This is a genomic window from Pseudobutyrivibrio sp. 49 (genome assembly GCF_900100545.1).
Taxonomy (GTDB): domain Bacteria; phylum Bacillota; class Clostridia; order Lachnospirales; family Lachnospiraceae; genus Pseudobutyrivibrio.
The window spans coordinates 100869-121036 of the sequence record NZ_FNDP01000008.1 but is presented as its reverse complement, the minus strand read 5'-3'; the positions used below and the strand labels follow the sequence as shown (position 1 = coordinate 121036).

The following is a 20168-nucleotide window of genomic DNA, read 5'->3' as shown; positions in this document are numbered from 1 at the left end:
ACATGAAGAAAAAGAATCAGTTATTGGCATTTGGAGTTATGGCAGCTTTATTGGCGGGAGTATTTACTGGATGCGGAAGCACAGCAAGTGAAAATATTAAAACAGAGGAAGAAAACATCACTGCATCCAATGGAGAATTAAAAGAGATAAATATTGGTTTTGTAGATACATCAGGAGCAAATATTCTTTTAGGAACAGAAGGTGTTGCAAGAGATCAGGGATACTTTGAGGAGGAGTTTGCAAAAATAGGTTTTAAAGCGAATCTGGTACCAATGGCGGGAGCAGGACCAGCTATTAATGAAGCATTGGCTGCTGGAAGTTTGGATATTGGAATCCTAGGAGATGTTCCGGCAGTAAATGGAAAGTCAAATGGAATTGAAACTACTGTAATTTCCTTCAGCGGTCTGAATAATACAGTAGTAGTACTTGGCAATCCAGATTCAAATATCAAAACAGTTGCAGATTTAAAAGGGAAAAAGGTAGCAACACAAAAGGGCGCTTTTATGCACAGAATATTAACATACATCCTTGAATCAGAAGGTTTAACAATTGATGATATCGAGTTTGTAAATCTTCCAGCGCAAGATGCACTGGCAGCTCTTGAAACGGGAAGTGTCGATGCTACAGTTACGCAGCCGAGTGATGTTACTTACAGATTAGTTCAGGAAAATGGATATGATGAGGTTATCTTTAGTAGAGACCATGAAGGCTGGTCATCAGGTGGAATGTCAGAAATCAGAAATGATTTTCTTGAACAGTATCCTGAAACAGCAGTGGCGTTCCTAACAGCCTTTGTGAGAGCTAATGAATATATCGAAAATAATCCAGATGCTTTAAAGGAACAATGGGTTGCTGCAGGTTATAAGGCTGAAAGCTATGATTACTCTTATCCTAATCATGATAATTACGCAACAATTGAGGCTACAGAAGATGTTGTGGAAAATGCGAAAAACACACTGAAATTCTTACAGGAAAACGACCTTACAGATGGAGATTTCGATGTAGATGAATGGTATGACCTTTCATATTATGAGAGAGCAAAAGCGGAATATAAAGGAGAATAAAAATGAGTGATATCAAGACAGAATTATTAAATGAATTAAAGTTTAAAGCTAAGGTTAACGTAGATGGAATAAAAGTGGATCCAAAGATTTTCAAGAATTTGGATTTAGGTGGAGAATATCAGGAACAGATTCATGCATTGTTTGAAATGGATCATGTAATTCATCCAGAGGTATTGTTCCCTTGCAATTTCACATCCCCAAGTGGAATCAGATATTCATTCTCCTGGGATCCAAGATCAAGTGTAGAGATTAAGTATATCGATGGAGAATTTTACTTGTACGACAATGGTCAGGAAAAATTCCGTATCGAATTTGATAAGAGACCAGCCTATTACAATAAAAAGACTTCTGACGGCACTTATATGTCACATGTAGGAACATTCTCAAATGGAGTGGTAGGTATTGCATACAGTAATGAATGCTCACTAAAGGAAAAAGGTTTGGATTGCTTATTCTGCAATGCTAATGCCACAAAGGATACATATGCTGAAAAGGAAAATATTCAGTGGAAGAATCCTCGTCAGATAGGTGAGACAGTTGCGGAAGCTTTCCGTACCAGTGGGGCAAGACACGTAAATCTTACAGGTGGATTCGTACCTGAAAGACGCGAGGTAGATTACTATATCGATGTTGCTGAGGCCATTCAGGATGAGACTGGTTTAGAAGATTTCAATGGTACTGCAGTAATTGGTGCACCTGCTGATTTGGATGTTATCGAAAAATATAAGGAGGCAGGATTTAGAACAATTGCTATTCAGCTTGAAGTATGGGATGAAAACTTCTTTAAGGTTATATGCCCAGGAAAAGATAAGGAGTGCGGTGGACGTCAGCATTGGCTTGATTCTCTTGAAAAGGCTGTCAGTGTATTTGGTCCAGGAAGAGTTCGTACTGGTTTCGTAGCAGGTATTGAACCAAAAGAGAGAACTCTTGAAGGTGTTGAGTATCTAACAAAGAAAGGTATTATCTGCCTTACAAATGCATGGTGCCCAAATCCAGGCTCAAAACTTGAAGGACATAGAACACCTACTCCAGAGTGGCATTTTGACTTAGCACAGAAGACATATCTACTCCATAAGCAGGCTGGTATCACATACGAGCAGTACCTCGATGTGGCACCATCACCGGATTTCCTTGTACTTGATTTCTATAGAATTGAAGAGGGCAGATTACCAATTCTATCAAGTGATGAAGTGGAGCATGAGGAGGCTCTTGCCAGTTAGTGGAATCTGGAGGAAGTAATATGGTTAGAACAAAAGATTTTCTAGTAAGTATTATATTTCCTTTGACTATTGTGGTGGCATGGTTTTATGCCACCACTGTGAAAGGAATTTCAGGAGCAATACTTCCTGAGATATCTGAGGTAATAGCTACTTTTAAAAGCTTGGCGGAAAAGGGAAGTATTCAACAGGATGTTATTGCAAGTTTGATTAGAGTTTTAAAAGGATATTTTCTTGCTGTAAGTATCGGAGTTATTGTTGGGGCTTTATCAGGAATGAACAAATTCGTAAAGACGTTAATTATTCCTGTAGCAACTGCAATTAGACAGGTGCCAATCATAGCTTGGATTCCACTTATTATTTTATGGTGTGGTATTGGAGAAGAATCAAAAGTGGTGGTAATAGTAGTTGCTGCTACATTTCCAATAATGGTAAATACCATGAGTGGTGTTGCTTCTACACCTGACTCTTTTCTAGAGGTAGCTCATTTATACAAGCTCAGCAAATGGGAAGCATTTTTAAAGGTATATATGCCAAACGCACTTCCAAATATTCTAGTAGGATTAAAGCTTGGAATGGGTGCTTCATGGATGGCAGTTGTGGCAGCTGAAATGTTAGGAGCTACTTCAGGAATTGGCTATAGATTAAATGATGCGAGAAGCATGTTAAAGTCAGATCAGGTTATTCTTTGTATCATCATAATTGGAGCAATAGGTATACTTAGTGATTTGATTTTATCTTATATATTTAAAAAGATTACACCTTGGGAGAATAAACGATGAAGAAGGTTGCAATAGTAAGTGCAATGGATGAGGAAACAGAGTATATACATCAATATATTACAGATAGGCCAGGTTGGAATAAAACTGAGGAAAATACTTATACAAATGACGAAAAGCAGTTGCAGTTATTTGTAAAGGTACTTGGAGTAGGAAAGGTTAACGCAGCATTTCAAACAGCTGATGTTGTTAATCAGTATCATCCGGATTTGCTTGTAAACATTGGAGTGTCAGGTGGATTGGCCCAAAATGTAAAAAGAGGAACAGTCGCTATAGGTAAGAGCTATGTTCAAACAGATTTTAAACCATTTATCAAGGATAATTTACCGGTTATTAAAGATACTTCTGAATGGATTGTAAGTGGTCTTGAAAAGGCAGCACAGGAAAAGAACTATGATTATCTGACGGGGAAGCTGGCTACTGGTGATTTCTTTTTGCATGATGAAAATGAGCGTGCGAGCATAATAAAAGATTTTAATCCAATTTCATTTGATATGGAAACAGCTGCAATTGCCCAAGTGGCTACAGCAAAGGATACGGAGTTTGCGGCTATTAGAATATTCTCTGATCTTGCAAATGAAGATGCGACAATCATAGCTAAGCATGAGATTGATACTGAAGAAGAAAAAGAAATACGACATAAGTTAAACACAAAGCCTACAGAATTATTGGTTTCATTTCTGGAGGCAATATAGAACTAAGTGTGACAACTAAGTGATTTGGAGAAAAATTATGGCAGAACTGGATAACACAATTATTAAGGTAGAACATTTAAACAAAGAATTCTTCATAGATAAAAAGCCAATGAAGGTTCTCAACGATATTAATCTAAACATACAAAAAGGAGAATTTATTACAATAGTAGGTCATTCAGGTTGTGGTAAAAGCACTTTGCTGAAGATGATGTGTGGTCTGGTTTCCTATGAGGATGGTACGGTAGAGAGAAATGGACATGCTGTTGTGGGACCAGGTCCAAACTGCGGAATGGTTTTTCAGGATCACAGGTTGTTGCCTTGGCTTAAGATTAAAAGTAATGTAGGTTTTGGATTGAAAAATCTCAGCAAGGAAGAGAAGAATGAGAAGGTTCAAAAATATATAGATTTAGTAGGTCTTCACGGGTTTGAAAACAGTTATCCAAGCCAATTATCAGGAGGTATGAGCCAGAGAGCAGCCATAGCCAGAGGACTTGTAAACAATCCCACCATTTTGCTTTTAGATGAACCATTTGGGGCGCTTGACGCGCTTACACGTATTCAGATGCAAAAGGAGATTCTTAGAATTCAAAAGGAAGAAGGCACTACAATGGTTATGGTAACCCATGACATAGAAGAAGCTATTGTTTTGGGGAACAGAATTGTTGTTATGAGTGCCCGTCCAGGTGAGGTAAAGGATGTAATCAAGGTGGATTTGGCAGCCAGAAAGAGAAATAGTCCAGATTTCAACCTGGTTAAAAAGAAGATTTATGATTATCTATTTGAGGATTCGGATGAAGAAACTTTGGATGTTGAATATGTAATTTGATACGCATTTACGGATTATAAAGAGTCAGCTATAAAAGTATTTTATAGCTGGCTCTCATTTTCTTTAGGAGCTAGAAGTATTGATTTTACAAGGGTTTATAGCATATAATCCTACCAACCTAGTAGATAAGTAGTTTATAATAAAAAACGGAAGGAGAGAATGATATGGCTGACATAACATTAGGAAGAAATTCCATCGAAAAAGATGAGTTGGTTACAACCAGCAAATCTCAGATTTCAGATTTATGGAAAAAGGAAGATTGGTTAACAATTTGGATCGGAGCGATTCTTATCGCTATTGCATCGATAGCAGTCCTCACAGGAGCATTTGATTTTTCAGCAGCAAAGTTTGCTACCTGGGGAAATGGAGTAAGTGTTTTTGAACAGCTTTCACAGGGAAGCTTCTGGTTGGCACTCATCAGAACATTTCTTGTTACAGGAGCATTATTTACAGCAGGTGTAAAGCTAAAGGGTGAATCAGTAAAGGATTATATCCCAGCATACTCAGTATTATTCCTGCTTGCTATCCTCGTAAGATTCATATCTGCAGAATATACACTTAACAGATATTTAGAGTGGGCGTTCTGGGCACTTATTGTTGGACTTGTAATTTCTAATACAGTTGGAGTTCCAAAATGGTTAAAGCCAGCGGTGCAGACAGAATATTACATCAAGGCTGGACTTGTAGTAATGGGATTCTCAGTTTTGTTTTCAAATATTATTAATTTTGGTCTCTATGGCCTTGGTATTGCATGGATTGTTACTCCAGTGGTAATCATCTTTATGTGGTTCTTTGGTACAAAGGTACTTAAGATTGATAACAAGCCACTTGTAATTACACTTGCTACAGCAACTTCTGTCTGCGGTACTTCAGCAGCAATTGCAGCAGGTGCTTCATCAAAGGCTAAGAAGACAGATCTTTCACTAGCAGTATCTATTTCAATCATTTTTACAGTAATTATGATGGTATTTGAGCCAGTTCTTATCAGAGTATTTGGACTAGGCGAGCTTATGGGCGGTGCACTCATTGGTGGTACTATTGATTCCACAGGTGCAGTTACAGTTGCAGGTACAGCTCTTGGTGAAACAGCACAGACAGCTGCAGTGCTGGTAAAATCAATTCAGAATATTTTGATTGGCTTTATCGCATTTGCGGTAGCAATTTTCTTCTCGACACATGTAGAGAAAGAGAATGGAAAGTCTAATGTGACAGCAGCAGAAATCTGGTATAGACTTCCAAAGTTTATTATTGGTTTCTTTGTAGCATCACTTATTGCATCATTTATTTTCCTTCCAACAGTAGGAAAGGAATCAGTATCAGGAATCAACGGTGTTCTTGATCAGTATAAGAACTGGGCATTTGTACTTGCATTTACAAGTATAGGTCTTGATACAAACTTTAAGGAGATTAAGGAGCAGTTCAGGGGAGGAAAGCCACTTGTTCTTTACATAGTAGGACAGCTTTTTAACATTGTGCTTACATTCCTTGCAGTATATTTATTACTTTCAGGAAAGTTCTTCCCAATTCCAGTATTGAACTAAGGAGAGCAACAGATATGAAAAATGGATTCACTTTAGGAAAAGTTAAAAGAATTTTTGGTGTAGTATTTATTATTGCAGTATTGGCGCTAGTTATTTATATCATGGCAAATGGACTTGGCTTGATAGATAGTCTGGAATTTGGTGCTGGAGCATATTATTACGCAGATATCCCTCAGTTTTCTAAGTATGTAAATGTGGATCATTTTAAATCGGAGTTTCCTATGTGGGTTCATATTGCACTGTTTTTAATATGGGGAGCTTTCATGTACAAAGTATGGTCATGGCTGGAGAAAAAGCTGTGATTATTGTGATTAGCTAAGTTATTGAGCCAGCTATCAATTGAGTTGATAGCTGGCTCTAATTATCTTTAGGAACTAGAAGTATTGATTTTACGGGCTCTAGAGCCTATAATCCTATCAACCTAGTGGATAGATAGGAAATAAAAGAAAGGGGATTGCCTATGAGTGGAACATTTGTAATTGAAGATGATGCGTATAACAAATTAGCAGAACATATCGAAAATACGTATCCAAATGAAGCCTGTGGGATTCTTATTGGAAACCTCCATGATAATCGTATATACGATATCAAAGAAGCAACCAACAGAGAAAATGACAAAAGGGAGTCCTTTTTCTCTATGAATCCGTTGGAAATTTACAGGGTTGAGAAGGAGCAAAAAGAGATTATTGGATTTTATCACTCACATCCTAACAAGACAGCAACTCTTTCAACTTCAGACAAAGAGTATATGGTGCCAGGAGTTTTAAATCTTATATTTGCTGTTACTAAAAACGGAGTTGTAGATATGAGAGCTTATAGAAGAGAAAAGCCAGAGACTACAGACGTAAAGGAAGAGAGAGTATTGGTTCATATATAAAGACTTGGAGGGAAGATAATGCTAGTTTACATTTCAGCTACACTTAGAAATTTTTTCGACAAAAACGTACAGCTTAATGTGGAAGCTGACAACATAAAAGAAGCTTTAGGTTTTCTTACTGATGAGTACCCAGATTCAAAGAAAGTATTGTTTGACGAGGCGGGAAAACTTAGAAGCTTCGTACAGATATATGTGGGAGACGAAAACTACAGCCACAGCGAAAACTGGAACAAGAAAATTAAAGCATCACAGGAAGTTCTTCTTCTTCCAGCTATAGCAGGTGGTGCTCCAGAGGACAGCATCATTTCAGACGACAGAAGAAAGGCAGTGGCCTTTGATGATTCAGAGGTAGAGCGATTTAGTAAGCATTTAATGCTTCGTGAAATCGGAGTTAAGGGGCAAAAGAGAATTAAGGCTGCCCGTGTTGTTGTGGCAGGAGCAGGAGCCCTTGGCTCACCTGTGATTCAGTATCTTGCAGCAGCAGGAGTTGGAACTATAAAGGTGGTGGATTTCGACGAGGTATCGTTGGAGAACCTTCAAAATCAGGTGCTTCATACAAGCCGTGATTTAAAGAGACCAAAGGTGGCATCAGCAAGAGATAAGGTCAGGAATATTAATAGAAGTATTGTATTCGAGGACGAGAATGTTCAGCTTGATGCAGATAATATCGTCTCTGTAATCGATGGATATGATCTTGTCATCGACTGTACAGATAACTATAAAGCCAGATATTTAATAAATGACGCCTGCGTCTTGGCAGGAATTCCATTTGTATTTGGTGCAATTTTCCAATATGAAGGTCAGGTAGGAGTCTTCAATTATAAGGGAGGCCCATGTCTTAGATGTCTTTATCCTGCACCACCAGAGCCGGGACTGGTTCCTACCTGTTCAGAGGGAGGCTCAATTAGTCCCTTAGGTGGAATTATTGGAAGTATTCAGGCCAATGAGGCCTTGAAACTAATTATAGGAATTGGTGAGCATTTGGATGGAAAGCTTTTGGTGGTAGATAGCCTCTATCTTCATTCAAGAATTCTACATGTAGATAAGAATCACGACTGTCCACTCTGTGGTTATTCACCAACTATCACTGATGTGGAAGATTTCGACTATGAAGACTTCTGCGGACTTAGGGTTGATGAGGATGAGGAGCCAATCGAAAGCATTGAACCAGAGGAGCTTGCTAGAAGAATTGAGGAAGAGGAACCAATTACATTTGTTGATGTAAGAGAGCCTCATGAAAGAGCAGTGCTTAGATTTCCTAATGCAGTAGTAATTCCAATTGGACAGCTGGCAAGAAGAAAGAATGAGCTGAATCCTAATGTAGACACGATATTTATTTGTAAACAGGGCAAGCGAAGCGAACTTGCAATCAGAACCCTTAGGGAAGCTGGCTATGAAGGACCTATGTACAATCTTAAGGGAGGATTAGATGCAATGAAAGATATTATATTCTCTCATGAAGGTGCGTGGTTATAAGGATAGAAACCGCCAAATGGCGTTTCTAAATAAAACCCCATATTATTTTTTTTAAGGAGGATAAGAAAAATGGCAAAAGAAGCAGTAGAAAAGACTGAAGGCATCAATGCTCTTGGTGCCCAGGCTGCCTACAATCTTGCGAATGTCACAAAGACTAAGCCTCAGTTTGGTGCTATCACACCTAAGTGGCTTACAAAGTTTTTGGAATTCAAGGGATTGGAGACAGGTATCTACAGAGTTAACAAGGTAGTGGAAGGTGAGACCCCACTTGATGTTCTCTGCAGTCAGACAAAGAAATCTGACATTATCCCTGATGGTTATGTTGAGTATGAGACTTCACCAAGAGAGTACAGATTAAATTCAATCTCAACAATCATTAACGTAAACACTGTAATCGAAGATGTTTACAGCGCACCCTATGATCAGGTTCAGGAGCAGCTTTCACTTGCAATCGAGTCTTTAAGAGAGCGTCAGGAAAGCCAGTTAATCAACAACGATGATTATGGTCTTCTTAAGAACGTTCCAGATTCTCAGAGAATCCAGACAAGAAATGGTGCTCCAACACCAGATGACCTTGATGAGCTCATCACAAAGGTATGGAAGGAGCCTTCATTCTTCCTTGCACACCCACGTGCAATTGCAGCTTTCGAAAGAGAGTGTACAAAGAGAGGTGTTCCACCTGTAACTGTAAATCTTGCTGGAGGAACATTCTTAGCATGGAGAGGTATTCCAATTATCCCAACCGACAAGCTTTTGGTTGATGGTCTTAAGAATCCAAAGTCACAGAGCGGTAAGACTAACATCTTACTAATTCGTACAGGTGAGGCAAAGCGTGGTGTAGTTGGATTATTCCAGGCTGGTCTTAAGAATGAGCACTCAAGAGGCTTATCTGTTCGTTTTAGAGGAATCGATGATAAGGGTGTAGCATCATATCTCTTGTCTTTATACTGCTCAGCAGCAATTCTTGCAGATGACGCTATTGCAGTATTGGAAGATGTAGAGGTAGGTGAGTATTATGACTACGATTGAGAATCTTGCAGGGGTTCCAAGTGCAGCAGAACTGACAGCACTTGCTAATCAATTGTTCCCTGATTTGACAGGCAGCATAGCAGAGCCAGAAGCACCAGAGGTTCCAGAACAGACAATCTATGGCGGAAGTCAGGATATCATTTTGCCTTATGCAAATGTCCCTGAGATTCCAGCTATCCCAGAAGTGTCTGCTATTCCAGAAGTGCCTACAGCAACTCTAGAAACTTCCGGATATGCTCCACAGGTACTGTCTCAGACTCAGGCTGACGAGCAAAGCAGGGCTATTGATGTGCCTACATCACTTGGTGGAGACCAGGTGAAAAAAGAAAGTGAGGAATATATTTCTTATACTTCAAGAGATGAGTCCATAAGAATTGGCTCTAAGACTCTTGCCCAGATAAGAAGTGATTTCCCAATTCTTTCAGAGCAGATTAATGGTCGTCAGTTGGTATGGCTTGATAATGGTGCAACTACACAGAGACCACAGCAGGTAATCGACAGAATCTCATATTACTATGAGCATGAGAACTCAAATGTTCACAGAGGAGCTCATACTTTGGCAGCCCGCTCTACAGATGCATATGAGAATGCAAGAGATATTGTAAGAGACTTTATCGGTGCAGGCTCATCTGATGAAATCGTATTTGTCAGAGGCACAACAGAGGCTATTAACCTTGTTGCAAACGCATATGTAAAGCCTACACTTGAGCCAGGAGATGAGATTATCGTTTCTATCCTTGAGCATCATGCAAATATTGTTCCATGGCAGCTTATTGCCCAGGAGACAGGTGCAGTACTTAAGGTCATTCCTGTTGATGAATCAGGCCAGCTGAAGCTAGATGAATATGAGAAGCTGTTTACAAAGAAGACCAAGTTTGTCTCAGTAGCTCATGTATCAAATGTACTTGGTACAGTTACACCAGTTGCAGAGCTTATTGCTATTGCCCACAGACACGGGGTGAGAATACTTATTGATGGAGCTCAGTCAATTGCTCACATTCCAGTGAGCGTCACAGCTCTTGATGCTGATTTCTTCGTGTTCTCTGGACACAAAGTATTTGCACCTACAGGAATCGGTGTTGTCTATGGAAAGAAGGAGCTGTTGGATGCTGCCAGACCATATCATGGCGGTGGCAACATGATTAAGGATGTTACTTTTGAGCGTACTATTTACAATCCAGCTCCAAACAAGTTTGAGGCAGGAACAGGAAGTATCGCAGATGCGGTAGGTCTTGGCGCAGCACTTTCATATCTTTCTGAGATTGGAATGCCATGTGTATACCGATGGGAGCACGAGCTTTTACAGTATGCCATGAAGGAAATGAAGACAGTAAAGGGGTTGCACCTTATTGGAACAGCCCTTAATAAAGCATCAGTTCTTTCATTCAAATTAGATGGCTACTCAGATGAAGAGGTAGGAAACAGACTTAACAGCTATGGTATTGCAGTAAGAACAGGACATCACTGTGCACAGCCAGTGCTTAGACATTTTGGATATGAGAGTTCAGTTCGTCCTACATTAGCACTTTATAATTCACCAGATGATATTGATGCTCTTGTAAGAGTATTAAAAACATTTGCTTAAAATGTAGAAAGGGGACATAGTGAGCACACTAGTTAAAGAACAACAGGAAATAGATGTGATTGTAAAAGATATCCTTGCGGATTTTGACGGTCGAAAAAATATTGATGCTGTTGATATCTTTAATAAGCCGGATAAAAGGGAAGTGCAGGAATTGGTGAAAAACCTTTTCAAAATAGTTTATCCTGGCTATTTCAGAGATAAGTCATTCAAAATATACAATCCTAGCAATAGCTATGCTGTCATTATCGAGGATACTTTTTATCATATGAACAAGCAGGTCTTTCTGGCATTGGATTTCTGTAAAAAACGAGGCACTATGACAGAAGATGACAGAAGAAAGGAAAGCTACAGAATCTGTAAAGCTTTTTTTGGTAGAATACCAAAGATTCGCGAATACATAGAAAGCGATTTGCTGGCTGCTTACGACGGCGACCCTGCTGCAGGTTGTTTTGAGGAAATTATTCTTGCTTATCCTGGTCTGATAGCTAGTACAGTTTATAGAATTGCCCACGAGCTTTATGTTGAGCAGGTGCCAGTATTGCCACGTATGATGACAGAGCTTGCTCATTCAAAAACTGGTATTGATATTCATCCTGGTGCCACTATTGATAAAAATTTCTTTATAGATCACGGAACAGGTATTGTTATTGGTGAGACGGCGATTATAGGAAAAAATGTAAAGATCTATCAGGGAGTTACCATAGGAGCTCTTTCTACCAGAGGTGGTCAAAAGCTTTCTGGAAAGAAGAGACATCCTACCATTTGTGACAATGTCACTATATATGCAGGAGCTTCCATATTAGGAGGTAATACTATAATAGGAGAGAATGCTGTAATAGGTGGTAACGCATTTATTACCAGCTCAATCAATCCTAATACTATAGTGAGCATGAAAAATTTGGAGATGGAGTATCGGACATCCGACAATACGATAGCGACAGAAGAGTTGCATCAATCAGAGGAGTGGTATTACATCATATAATTATGGAGCCAACTATAAGTCAATTTATAGTTGGCTCTGTTATAGAGATAATATATAATGATGGGCAATGAAAGGGCGATAAGTGTTATGTTTGTAGTTTCAGTAAATCATAAAACAGCATCTACTGAATTTAGACAGAGTTTTGCTTTTGATGAAGACAAAACAAAGGAGTTTTTTCGTAGACTTGCTGAGGTATGCATAAAAGAATGCGTTTATGTAAATACCTGCAACAGATGTGAGGTCTATGGAGTGGGAAAAGCCACAAAGCTGCTTCCTGTTTGGGCTGAGCTTGCAGGCATTTCTGTGGAAGAATTAAAACAAAATGTTTTGTTCTTTGATGGAAATGGTGCGGTGAATCATCTGTTTCATGTCGCAGCAGGCTTCGAGTCTATGGTTTTAGGTGAAGATGAAATTCTTAGACAGATAAAGAATGCCTATTTCTATTCCATGGAGGAGGGCCTCACTGGCTTTGAATTAAACACTGTTTTTCAGAGCGCTATCGCATGTGCTAAAAGAATTAAAACAGAGACAAAGCTATCAAAATCATCTGTTTCAGTTGCATCCCTTGCCGCTACAAAAATTCATAATTTTGCCCATGATAATAAAAAGGTCATGATTATCGGTGCCACAGGAGACACAGGTAACAAGGTCTTTAAAAATCTTTTGTCCTACGGGGATTGTGAGATTTATGTAACTAAGCATATTCATCAGATAGATTCTAAAAACGTAAATACGATACCTTATGAGGATAGATATAAATACATTAATGATATGGATGTGGTAGTATCAGCTACAAAGAGTCCACATTATACCATTACATACGGGAAACTTGTGGATATTCACATGGAAGAAAGGGACAGACTGTTTATAGATTTGGCTGTTCCAAAGGATATTGACGAAGACATATTAAAGCTTGGCAAAAGCCAGCTTATTACAATAGATGATTTTGAAGCTATAGCAAAGGAAAATAATTCCATAAAGCTTCAGGAAAAAGAAAGCGGAGAGCTTATTATTGAGGAAGAGATTAATGATTTGCTTAAGGATCTGATCTTCCACGATAACAGGGAAAAGCTAAAAGCTATAAAGAACTCTCCAAGTGGAGATTTTCAGCATTTCCTTTTTAAATACAAGGAAATTGCCACGGCAGAAGAATTTTCAAGCTTCGTAAATGTGGTAACACAGATGACAGGAGCTTAATAAATAGATTAGAGAGAAGGATTATGAGAAGATTTAGAAGATTAAGACAGACACCCCAGATGAGAAGCTTTGTCAGGGAAAATGAAGTATCAGTAAAGGATTTGATTTATCCATTATTTGTAATTGAAGGAAACAATATTAAAAATGTAGTTCCTTCAATGCCAAACATCTATCAGTATTCCCTTGATAGAATAGCTGAAGAATTGGATAAAGTTGTGGCAGCAAAGATTCCTGCCATCCTTCTTTTTGGAATTCCAGAGCATAAGGATGAAAAGGGAAGCGGCGCTTATGACGACAATGGAATTACACAGCAGTGTGTGAGACACATTAAGGAAAACTATCCTGGTCTTATCGTAATTGCGGATGTTTGTCTTTGCGAATATACAAGCCATGGTCACTGTGGTCTTGTTTGCGAGGGACATATTTTAAATGATGAGACACTTCCTTTGCTTGCGAAGATGGCAGTTTCAATGGCAAAGGCTGGAGCAGATATTGTGGCACCATCAGATATGATGGATGGAAGAGTGGCAGCTCTCAGAGAGGCTCTTGATGAGGCTGGCTTTATCAATACGCCAATCCTTAGCTACAGTGCAAAGTTTGCTTCTGGATACTATGGACCATTTAGAGATGCAGCAGGTTCTGCACCTCATTTTGGTGACAGAAAATCTTATCAGATGGACCCTGCAAATGGCAGAGAAGCCATGAGAGAAATAGAGGATGATTTAGAGGAAGGTGCAGACATGATTATCGTAAAGCCGGCTCTTGCTTATCTTGATATTATGAAGGAAGCAAGAGAGTGCTTTGATGTGCCTTTCATCACATATAATGTCAGCGGCGAATATTCTATGGTAAAGGCCGCAGCTGCCAATGGCTGGATAGATGAAAAGAGAATTGTTCTTGAAAATATGATTGCTATGAAGCGAGCTGGTGCAGACAGAATCATCACCTATCATGCACTTGATGTAGCCAGATTTTTAGAGGAAGAGGACGTTTAATAATGAGTGTGTCACATGATTTTTTTGAGGATGCAAAGCAACATATTCCTGGTGGAGTAAATTCCCCTGTAAGAGCTTTTAGATCAGTGGGACAGGATCCACTTTTTATAGACCATGCAAAGGGTAGTCACATATTTGATGTAGATGGAAATGAATATGTAGATTATGTATGTTCATGGGGACCTATGATTTTAGGTCATGCCTATCAGCCTGTTATCGACGCTGTAAAAGCAGCCTGTGATAATGGACTTTCTTACGGAGCGCCTACTCAGAAGGAAACAGTACTTGCAAAGCTTATATTAGAGGCTGTTCCCTTTATGGATAAGGTTCGTCTTGTAAATTCTGGAACAGAGGCTGTCATGAGTGCCATCAGAGTTGCAAGAGGCTACACAGGCAAGGATAAGATTATAAAATTCAGAGGAAACTATCACGGACATAGTGATGGACTCCTTGTTACAGCAGGCTCAGGTCTTCTCACTGAGTCCACACCTGATTCTGCAGGAGTGCCAAAGGGATATACTCAGACTACACTTTTGGCTAATTACAATGATGAGGCTTCTGTGGAGGCTTTGTTTAAGGCCAATAAGGGCGAGATTGCAGCAGTTATTGTGGAGCCTGTCAGCGCAAATATGGGTGTGGTTCCGCCAAAGAAGGGATTTTTAGAGTTCCTTCGTCAGATTACAAAGGATAATGATGCACTTCTTATTTTTGATGAGGTTATCACAGGATTTAGATTGGCTTTCGGCGGTGCATCAGAATACTTTGGAATTCAGCCAGATATGATTACCTTTGGCAAGATTGTAGGTGGCGGTATGCCTCTTGCAGCCTATGTTGGTAAGAAGGATATCATGGATATGGTGGCACCTGTTGGAGCTGTATATCAGGCAGGTACTCTTTCAGGAAATCCTATTGCAGTTACAGCTGGAATCGAAAGTCTTAAGGTACTAAAAGCCGACAAGGATATTTATAAGAGAATTGATGCATTTGCTTCAAAGCTTGAAGAGGCTTATAAGAAAAAGGGCATTAGTGTCAATCGTGTAGGTTCACTGCTTTCTCCATTCTTTACAGATGGTTCAGTGGAAAGCTACGCTGATGTACTTAAATGTGACACAGAAAAATTCGCCCAGTATTTTAGAGGCATGGTGGCTGAGGGAATTTATGTGGCGCCTAGTCAGTTTGAGGCAATGTTCATCTCTGATGCTCACACTGAAGAAGATTTGGAAAAAACATTGTCAGCGATTGACAAAGTCTTATAAACCAAATAAAATAAAACCTAGTGAGTTAGTAGGAGAATAAGCAGATGGTGAATATCATCTGCTTTATTCATATGTTTAGAGGTATTTATGTTAAATCAGTTTTCGAGAACAGAATTGCTTCTTGGTAAGGATGCCATGGAGCAGTTACAGAATAAGAGAGTTGCCATCTTTGGTATAGGTGGAGTTGGCGGATATGTGTGTGAGGCCTTGGTTCGTACAGGCGTTGGCCATTTTGATTTGATTGATGATGATAAGGTTTGTCTCACAAACCTCAATCGTCAGATTATAGCTACCCGTTCTACAGTAGGAAAGCATAAGGTTGATGTTATGAAGGAGCGTATGCTTGATATCAACCCAAAGGCTGATATCACTGTTCACAAGTGCTTCTTCCTTCCTGAGAATGCTGATGATTTTGATTTTAAATCATATGATTATGTTGTAGATGCTGTTGATACTGTCACAGCAAAGATTGAGATTATTATGAGATGTAAGCAGGATGATGTTCCTGTTATTAGTTGCATGGGCGCAGGTAATAAGCTTGATCCTAGCCGTTTCAGGGTGGCTGATATTTACAAGACTACCATGTGTCCTCTGGCAAAGGTTATGCGTCGTGAGATGAAAAAGCGCGGTGTTAAGAATCTCAAGGTTGTATTCTCAGACGAGAAGCCTACACGTCCAATAGAGGATATGGCTATCAGCTGTAGGACAAATTGTATCTGTCCACCAGGTGCAGAGCATAAATGTACAGAGCGCAGGGACATTCCAGGTTCTATTGCATTTACACCTGCTGTGGCAGGGCTTGTGCTTGCCAGCGAGGTTATAAAAGATTTATCTGACGGTTTTGGTAGAGGTTTATAAACTTAGAATTAAAGGGAGAAGAAAATGACACTTCAGCAGGTTTTATATGCACTAACGATTCAGGAATGCGGTTCAATGAATAAGGCGGCTGAAAAGCTTTATATTGTTCAGCCTACACTTACAAGCGCCATTCAGGAGCTTGAAAATGAGGTCGGAATCACCATTTTCATGCGAACAAACAAGGGCGTAATTGTCACTCCTGAGGGAGCAGAATTTTTAGAGGATATCAGGGGCTTTTATCGTCAATACGATATCGTTATGCAGAAGTACAGCGGAGAAGGAAATTACAAGAGAAAGTTCGGTGTTTCCACACAGCATTACACCTTTGCCGTACGTGCTTTTGTTGATATGGCAAAGCAATATGATATGAACGAGTTCGATTTCGCTCTTCGCGAGACTACCACCATGGACATCATTAAGGATGTCAGCACACTTAAGAGTGAGATAGGAGTCCTTTATATCAACGAGCTCAACCGCAAGGCTATGAATAGACTATTCACTGAGCATGCCCTGGAGTTCCATCCCCTTATAAAATGTAAGGCTTTTGTTTACCTGTGGAAGGATCATCCTCTTGCAAATCAAGAATATATTACCATGGAGGATTTGGAAGATTACCCATGTATGTTCTTCGAGCAGGGTGACAACAGTGAGTTCCTTGCAGAGGAAATCCTTAGCGAGAATTTCTATCCTAAGACACTTCGTGTTACAGACCGTTCTACCATGCTTAATCTTGTTAAGGCTCTTAACGGATATACGTTATGCTCTGGTATCATTTACGGTGATTACAATGGTGATGGCTATATTGTTGTTCCATTCCGTGGAGATGAAGAGAATCCAAACAGTGTTATGGAAATCGGATATATCACAAAGAAAAATGCTGTTATGAGTAAGATAGGGGAGCAGTATCTGGAGGAGATGGAGAAAGCTCTTGATCAGATAGATAAATCGGTAATTTATGAGGAATAATATCGTAAATACGTTGCTATAAATTTCATTAATAACCAGCTATAAGATTAATGTTGAACCAGGTTTATTGACCTGGTTCTTTTTATTTGATAATATCCTATCAACCTAGTAGGTAATTGGTTATTAGAGTAATAAAAGGGAGAACGCCTGTATGAGATTTAATACTAGATTACTCCATGAAGGAGTAACAAGAGAGACAAACGGAGCAACACTTCCTCCTATATATCAAAGTAGTGCCTTTGATCAGGAAACTGCAGAGGATTTGGCAGGAATCTTCGAGAATAAGAAGATGGGCTATTGTTACACCAGAGTTGCAAATCCTACTATCACAGCTTTTGAAAACAGGATTACAAAGCTTGAGGGGGGAATAGGATCAGTTGCCTGTTCTTCAGGGATGGCAGCTTTATCAAATGCTTTGCTGAATATTTTACAGGCTGGAGATGAAATAATTTCAAGTGCCAGTCTTTATGGCGGAACAATTGATTTGTTCCGTGACATAGAAGCATTTGGAATAAAAACAAATTATGTGCGAAACAACGACCTAGAGCAAATAGAAGCTGCTTTCAATGAACGTACCAAGGTGGTATTTGCAGAGACCATCGGCAATCCCTGTTTGGACGTAACAGACATCAAAAAACTTGCAGAAATCGCTCACACACATGGAGTTCCACTTATTGTTGATAATACAACAGCTACTCCTTATTTAATAAAAGCAATTGAGCTTGGTGCTGACATAGTAGTGAATTCTTCTTCAAAATATATAAATGGAAGCAGCAATTCAATCAGCGGTGTATTAACAGACAGCGGACATTTCAAATGGACAAGGGAAAAGTATCCAGTACTTGGAGACTATGTAAAGTTTGGCCCTATGGCTTATATAGCAAAGATGCGTAGCGGTTTATTCAGAAATATGGGTACATGCCTGTCACCATTCAACGCATATCTGAATGTGATTGGACTGGAGACACTTGGTCTTAGAATGGATAGACAATGCAGCAATGCCTTAGCTCTTGCAACATGGCTTGAGGAAACATATCCAGACATCACAGTAAATTACCCGGGACTAAAGTCCAGCAAATGGCATGATATAGCAGAAGGACAATTGAAGAATGGATATGGAGCGATTCTTACTATTAGAGTGGGTTCTAAAGAAAGAGCCTTCCAGATAATGAATAAGCTGACGATTCCATATATCCTTTCAAATATAGGAGATACAAAAACACTGGTAGTTCATCCAGCTTCAACGATTTCTCTTCACAGTACTCCACAGGAGCTGGAAGATGCAGGTGTATACGATGATTTAATTCGTATATCCGTAGGAATCGAAGACGTTGATGACTTGATAGAAGATTTTAGAAATGCATTAAAAGGAGAATAATGATGGCAGAAGCAATTGATTACAAGGCTCTGAAGGCTGGCGGCTTCATGAAGCAGGTACAAAAGGGATATGGTTCCCTCAGATTACAGGTTATCGGAGGCAACCTTGATGCAAAGGCAATCAAGACTGTTGCTGAGGTAGCAGAGAAATATGGTCATGGATATGTTCATATGACATCTCGTCAGGGAATTGAGATTCCATTTATCCATGTAAATGATCTTCAGAAGGTAAAGGATGAACTTAAGGAAGGCGGAGTTGGTACCGGTGTATGCGGACCTAGAGTACGTACTATCACAGCTTGTCAGGGTTCAGAGATTTGTCCTAGTGGATGTATTGATACATACACTCTTGCAAAGGAACTTGACGCAAGATATTTCGGTAGAGAGCTTCCACACAAGTTTAAGTTTGGTGTAACTGGATGTCAGAACAACTGCCTTAAGGCGGAGGAAAACGATGTCGGAATTAAGGGCGGTATGACAGTTGAGTATAAAGAGGATGCATGTATTTCATGCGGTGTCTGCGTAAAGGCTTGTAGAGAAAAAGCTCTTACAATGACAGATGGCAAGGTAGAAATCGACAGAACAAAGTGTAACAACTGTGCACGATGTGTAAAGAGCTGTCCTACTGATGCATGGGAAGGCGCCCCAGGATATATCGTATCCTTCGGTGGAACCTTTGGAAATAAGATTTACAAAGCCGAGGAGCTTGTCCCAATTATCCGTGATAAGGAGACACTTTTTAGAGTAACAGATGCAGCTATCGAATACTTCGAGGCTAACGCAAATCCAAGTGAGCGCTTCCGCGCAACACTTCAGAGACTTGGAGATGAGGGATTAAGAGAAGTTGTAAATAAAGCATACCAAGGAGGTAACTAAAATGGCAGATGTAATTGAATTTGATGAGAAGATTGATATCACTGATAAGGTTTGCCCTTTGACTTTTGTAACTGCAAAAGTTGCAATCGAAGAGCTTGATGATGGTGAGGTTTTGGCAATTCGCCTTAATGATGGTGAGCCAGTACAGAACGTACCTCGTTCATTTAAAGAGGATGGCCATCAGGTACTTAAGCTTGATGACAATGGCGATGGCACATATACACTTTATGTGAGAAAGGTAGAGGAATAATGGCAGAGAGAATTTACGCTGATGATTTTCAGGCAAAGGTTTTAGATAGTCCTGTTCCAGTGCTAGTAGATTTTTACTCTGATTCATGCATTGCCTGCAAAAAGCTTGCTCCTACACTTTGCGATGTGGAGGAAGATTACGAGGGTAAGGTAAGTGTATTCAAGGTAAATACAGGCTATGACACAAAGCTTGTTCAGGAATATGAGATTTTAAGTAATCCTACATTGATTTTTTTTAAGAATGGCGAAGCTGTTGATCGACAGATTGGTGCCAAGGATTATGACGAGTTAACTGACTGGATTGATGGTCTAATTTAGTAGTA

Annotated in this window: 21 protein-coding genes; all 21 read left to right on the top strand. The window is 39.5% G+C overall.

The genetic code is table 11. The features are described 5' to 3' along the window. Positions 1-2 precede the first annotated feature (2 nt). The 21 genes from BLP54_RS08950 (at position 3) to BLP54_RS08850 (ending at position 20163) form a co-directional block, all read left to right on the top strand. Complete coding sequence (locus BLP54_RS08950; RefSeq protein WP_090161101.1) at positions 3-1064, top strand: ABC transporter substrate-binding protein; 1062 nt, start codon at positions 3-5, stop codon at positions 1062-1064. A gap of 2 nt (positions 1065-1066) precedes the next feature. Beyond that, positions 1067-2284 (top strand): radical SAM protein, encoded by a 1218-nt coding sequence (locus BLP54_RS08945; RefSeq protein WP_090161103.1) that lies wholly within the window; start codon positions 1067-1069, stop codon positions 2282-2284. 20 nt (positions 2285-2304) lie between these two features. After that, positions 2305-3063: an ABC transporter permease gene (locus tag BLP54_RS08940; RefSeq protein ID WP_090168933.1), complete on the top strand. Its 759-nt coding sequence runs from the start codon at positions 2305-2307 to the stop codon at positions 3061-3063. Further along, positions 3060-3755, top strand: a complete 696-nt coding sequence (gene mtnN, locus BLP54_RS08935) for a 5'-methylthioadenosine/S-adenosylhomocysteine nucleosidase (RefSeq protein ID WP_090168931.1) — start codon at positions 3060-3062, stop codon at positions 3753-3755. Before BLP54_RS08940 ends, mtnN begins: the two co-directional genes overlap by 4 nt. Before the next feature lie 37 nt (positions 3756-3792). Further along, positions 3793-4581, top strand: a complete 789-nt coding sequence (locus tag BLP54_RS08930) for an ABC transporter ATP-binding protein (protein WP_090161109.1) — start codon at positions 3793-3795, stop codon at positions 4579-4581. Positions 4582-4745: 164 nt separating this feature from the next. After that, on the top strand, positions 4746-6122 hold the full coding sequence (locus tag BLP54_RS08925; RefSeq protein WP_090161111.1) for a YeiH family protein: 1377 nt from the start codon (positions 4746-4748) through the stop codon (positions 6120-6122). Between the two features lie 14 nt (positions 6123-6136). Next, positions 6137-6424, top strand: coding sequence for a hypothetical protein (locus tag BLP54_RS08920; protein ID WP_090161113.1), 288 nt, complete (start codon positions 6137-6139; stop codon positions 6422-6424). Between the two features lie 158 nt (positions 6425-6582). Then, the gene (locus BLP54_RS08915) at positions 6583-6999 is read left to right on the top strand and encodes a M67 family metallopeptidase (protein ID WP_051194727.1); all 417 of its coding nucleotides are present in this window, start codon (positions 6583-6585) and stop codon (positions 6997-6999) included. Between the two features lie 18 nt (positions 7000-7017). Beyond that, positions 7018-8475, top strand: coding sequence for a molybdopterin-synthase adenylyltransferase MoeB (gene moeB / locus BLP54_RS08910; RefSeq protein WP_090168929.1), 1458 nt, complete (start codon positions 7018-7020; stop codon positions 8473-8475). Between the two features lie 69 nt (positions 8476-8544). Further along, on the top strand, positions 8545-9504 hold the full coding sequence (locus BLP54_RS08905) for a family 2A encapsulin nanocompartment shell protein (protein WP_028246449.1): 960 nt from the start codon (positions 8545-8547) through the stop codon (positions 9502-9504). Beyond that, positions 9491-11089, top strand: coding sequence for a cysteine desulfurase (locus BLP54_RS08900; RefSeq protein WP_090168927.1), 1599 nt, complete (start codon positions 9491-9493; stop codon positions 11087-11089). The genes BLP54_RS08905 and BLP54_RS08900 overlap by 14 nt, the downstream gene beginning before the upstream one ends. Positions 11090-11108: 19 nt before the next feature. Then, a complete protein-coding gene (gene epsC, locus BLP54_RS08895) occupies positions 11109-12071 on the top strand; it encodes a serine O-acetyltransferase EpsC (RefSeq protein ID WP_090168925.1) in 963 nt (320 codons plus the stop codon). Between the two features lie 57 nt (positions 12072-12128). Beyond that, on the top strand, positions 12129-13268 hold the full coding sequence (hemA, locus tag BLP54_RS08890) for a glutamyl-tRNA reductase (RefSeq protein ID WP_090168923.1): 1140 nt from the start codon (positions 12129-12131) through the stop codon (positions 13266-13268). Positions 13269-13291: 23 nt separating this feature from the next. Beyond that, the gene (hemB, locus tag BLP54_RS08885) at positions 13292-14263 is read left to right on the top strand and encodes a porphobilinogen synthase (RefSeq protein WP_090168922.1); all 972 of its coding nucleotides are present in this window, start codon (positions 13292-13294) and stop codon (positions 14261-14263) included. A gap of 2 nt (positions 14264-14265) precedes the next feature. After that, the gene (hemL, locus tag BLP54_RS08880) at positions 14266-15519 is read left to right on the top strand and encodes a glutamate-1-semialdehyde 2,1-aminomutase (RefSeq protein ID WP_090168920.1); all 1254 of its coding nucleotides are present in this window, start codon (positions 14266-14268) and stop codon (positions 15517-15519) included. A gap of 87 nt (positions 15520-15606) precedes the next feature. After that, a complete protein-coding gene (locus BLP54_RS08875; RefSeq protein ID WP_028246455.1) occupies positions 15607-16377 on the top strand; it encodes a tRNA threonylcarbamoyladenosine dehydratase in 771 nt (256 codons plus the stop codon). Between the two features lie 24 nt (positions 16378-16401). Beyond that, positions 16402-17343 carry a LysR family transcriptional regulator gene (locus BLP54_RS08870; RefSeq protein ID WP_090168918.1) on the top strand — a complete coding sequence of 314 codons (942 nt, stop codon included), beginning with the start codon at positions 16402-16404 and terminating at the stop codon, positions 17341-17343. 151 nt (positions 17344-17494) lie between these two features. Further along, positions 17495-18721 carry an O-acetylhomoserine aminocarboxypropyltransferase/cysteine synthase family protein gene (locus BLP54_RS08865; RefSeq protein ID WP_090168916.1) on the top strand — a complete coding sequence of 409 codons (1227 nt, stop codon included), beginning with the start codon at positions 17495-17497 and terminating at the stop codon, positions 18719-18721. Between the two features lie 2 nt (positions 18722-18723). Continuing rightward, positions 18724-19596: a 4Fe-4S binding protein gene (locus BLP54_RS08860; RefSeq protein WP_090168914.1), complete on the top strand. Its 873-nt coding sequence runs from the start codon at positions 18724-18726 to the stop codon at positions 19594-19596. 1 nt (position 19597) lies between these two features. Further along, a complete protein-coding gene (locus BLP54_RS08855; RefSeq protein WP_028246459.1) occupies positions 19598-19846 on the top strand; it encodes a sulfurtransferase TusA family protein in 249 nt (82 codons plus the stop codon). After that, complete coding sequence (locus tag BLP54_RS08850) at positions 19846-20163, top strand: thioredoxin family protein (protein ID WP_028246460.1); 318 nt, start codon at positions 19846-19848, stop codon at positions 20161-20163. Before BLP54_RS08855 ends, BLP54_RS08850 begins: the two co-directional genes overlap by 1 nt. Positions 20164-20168 lie beyond the last annotated feature (5 nt).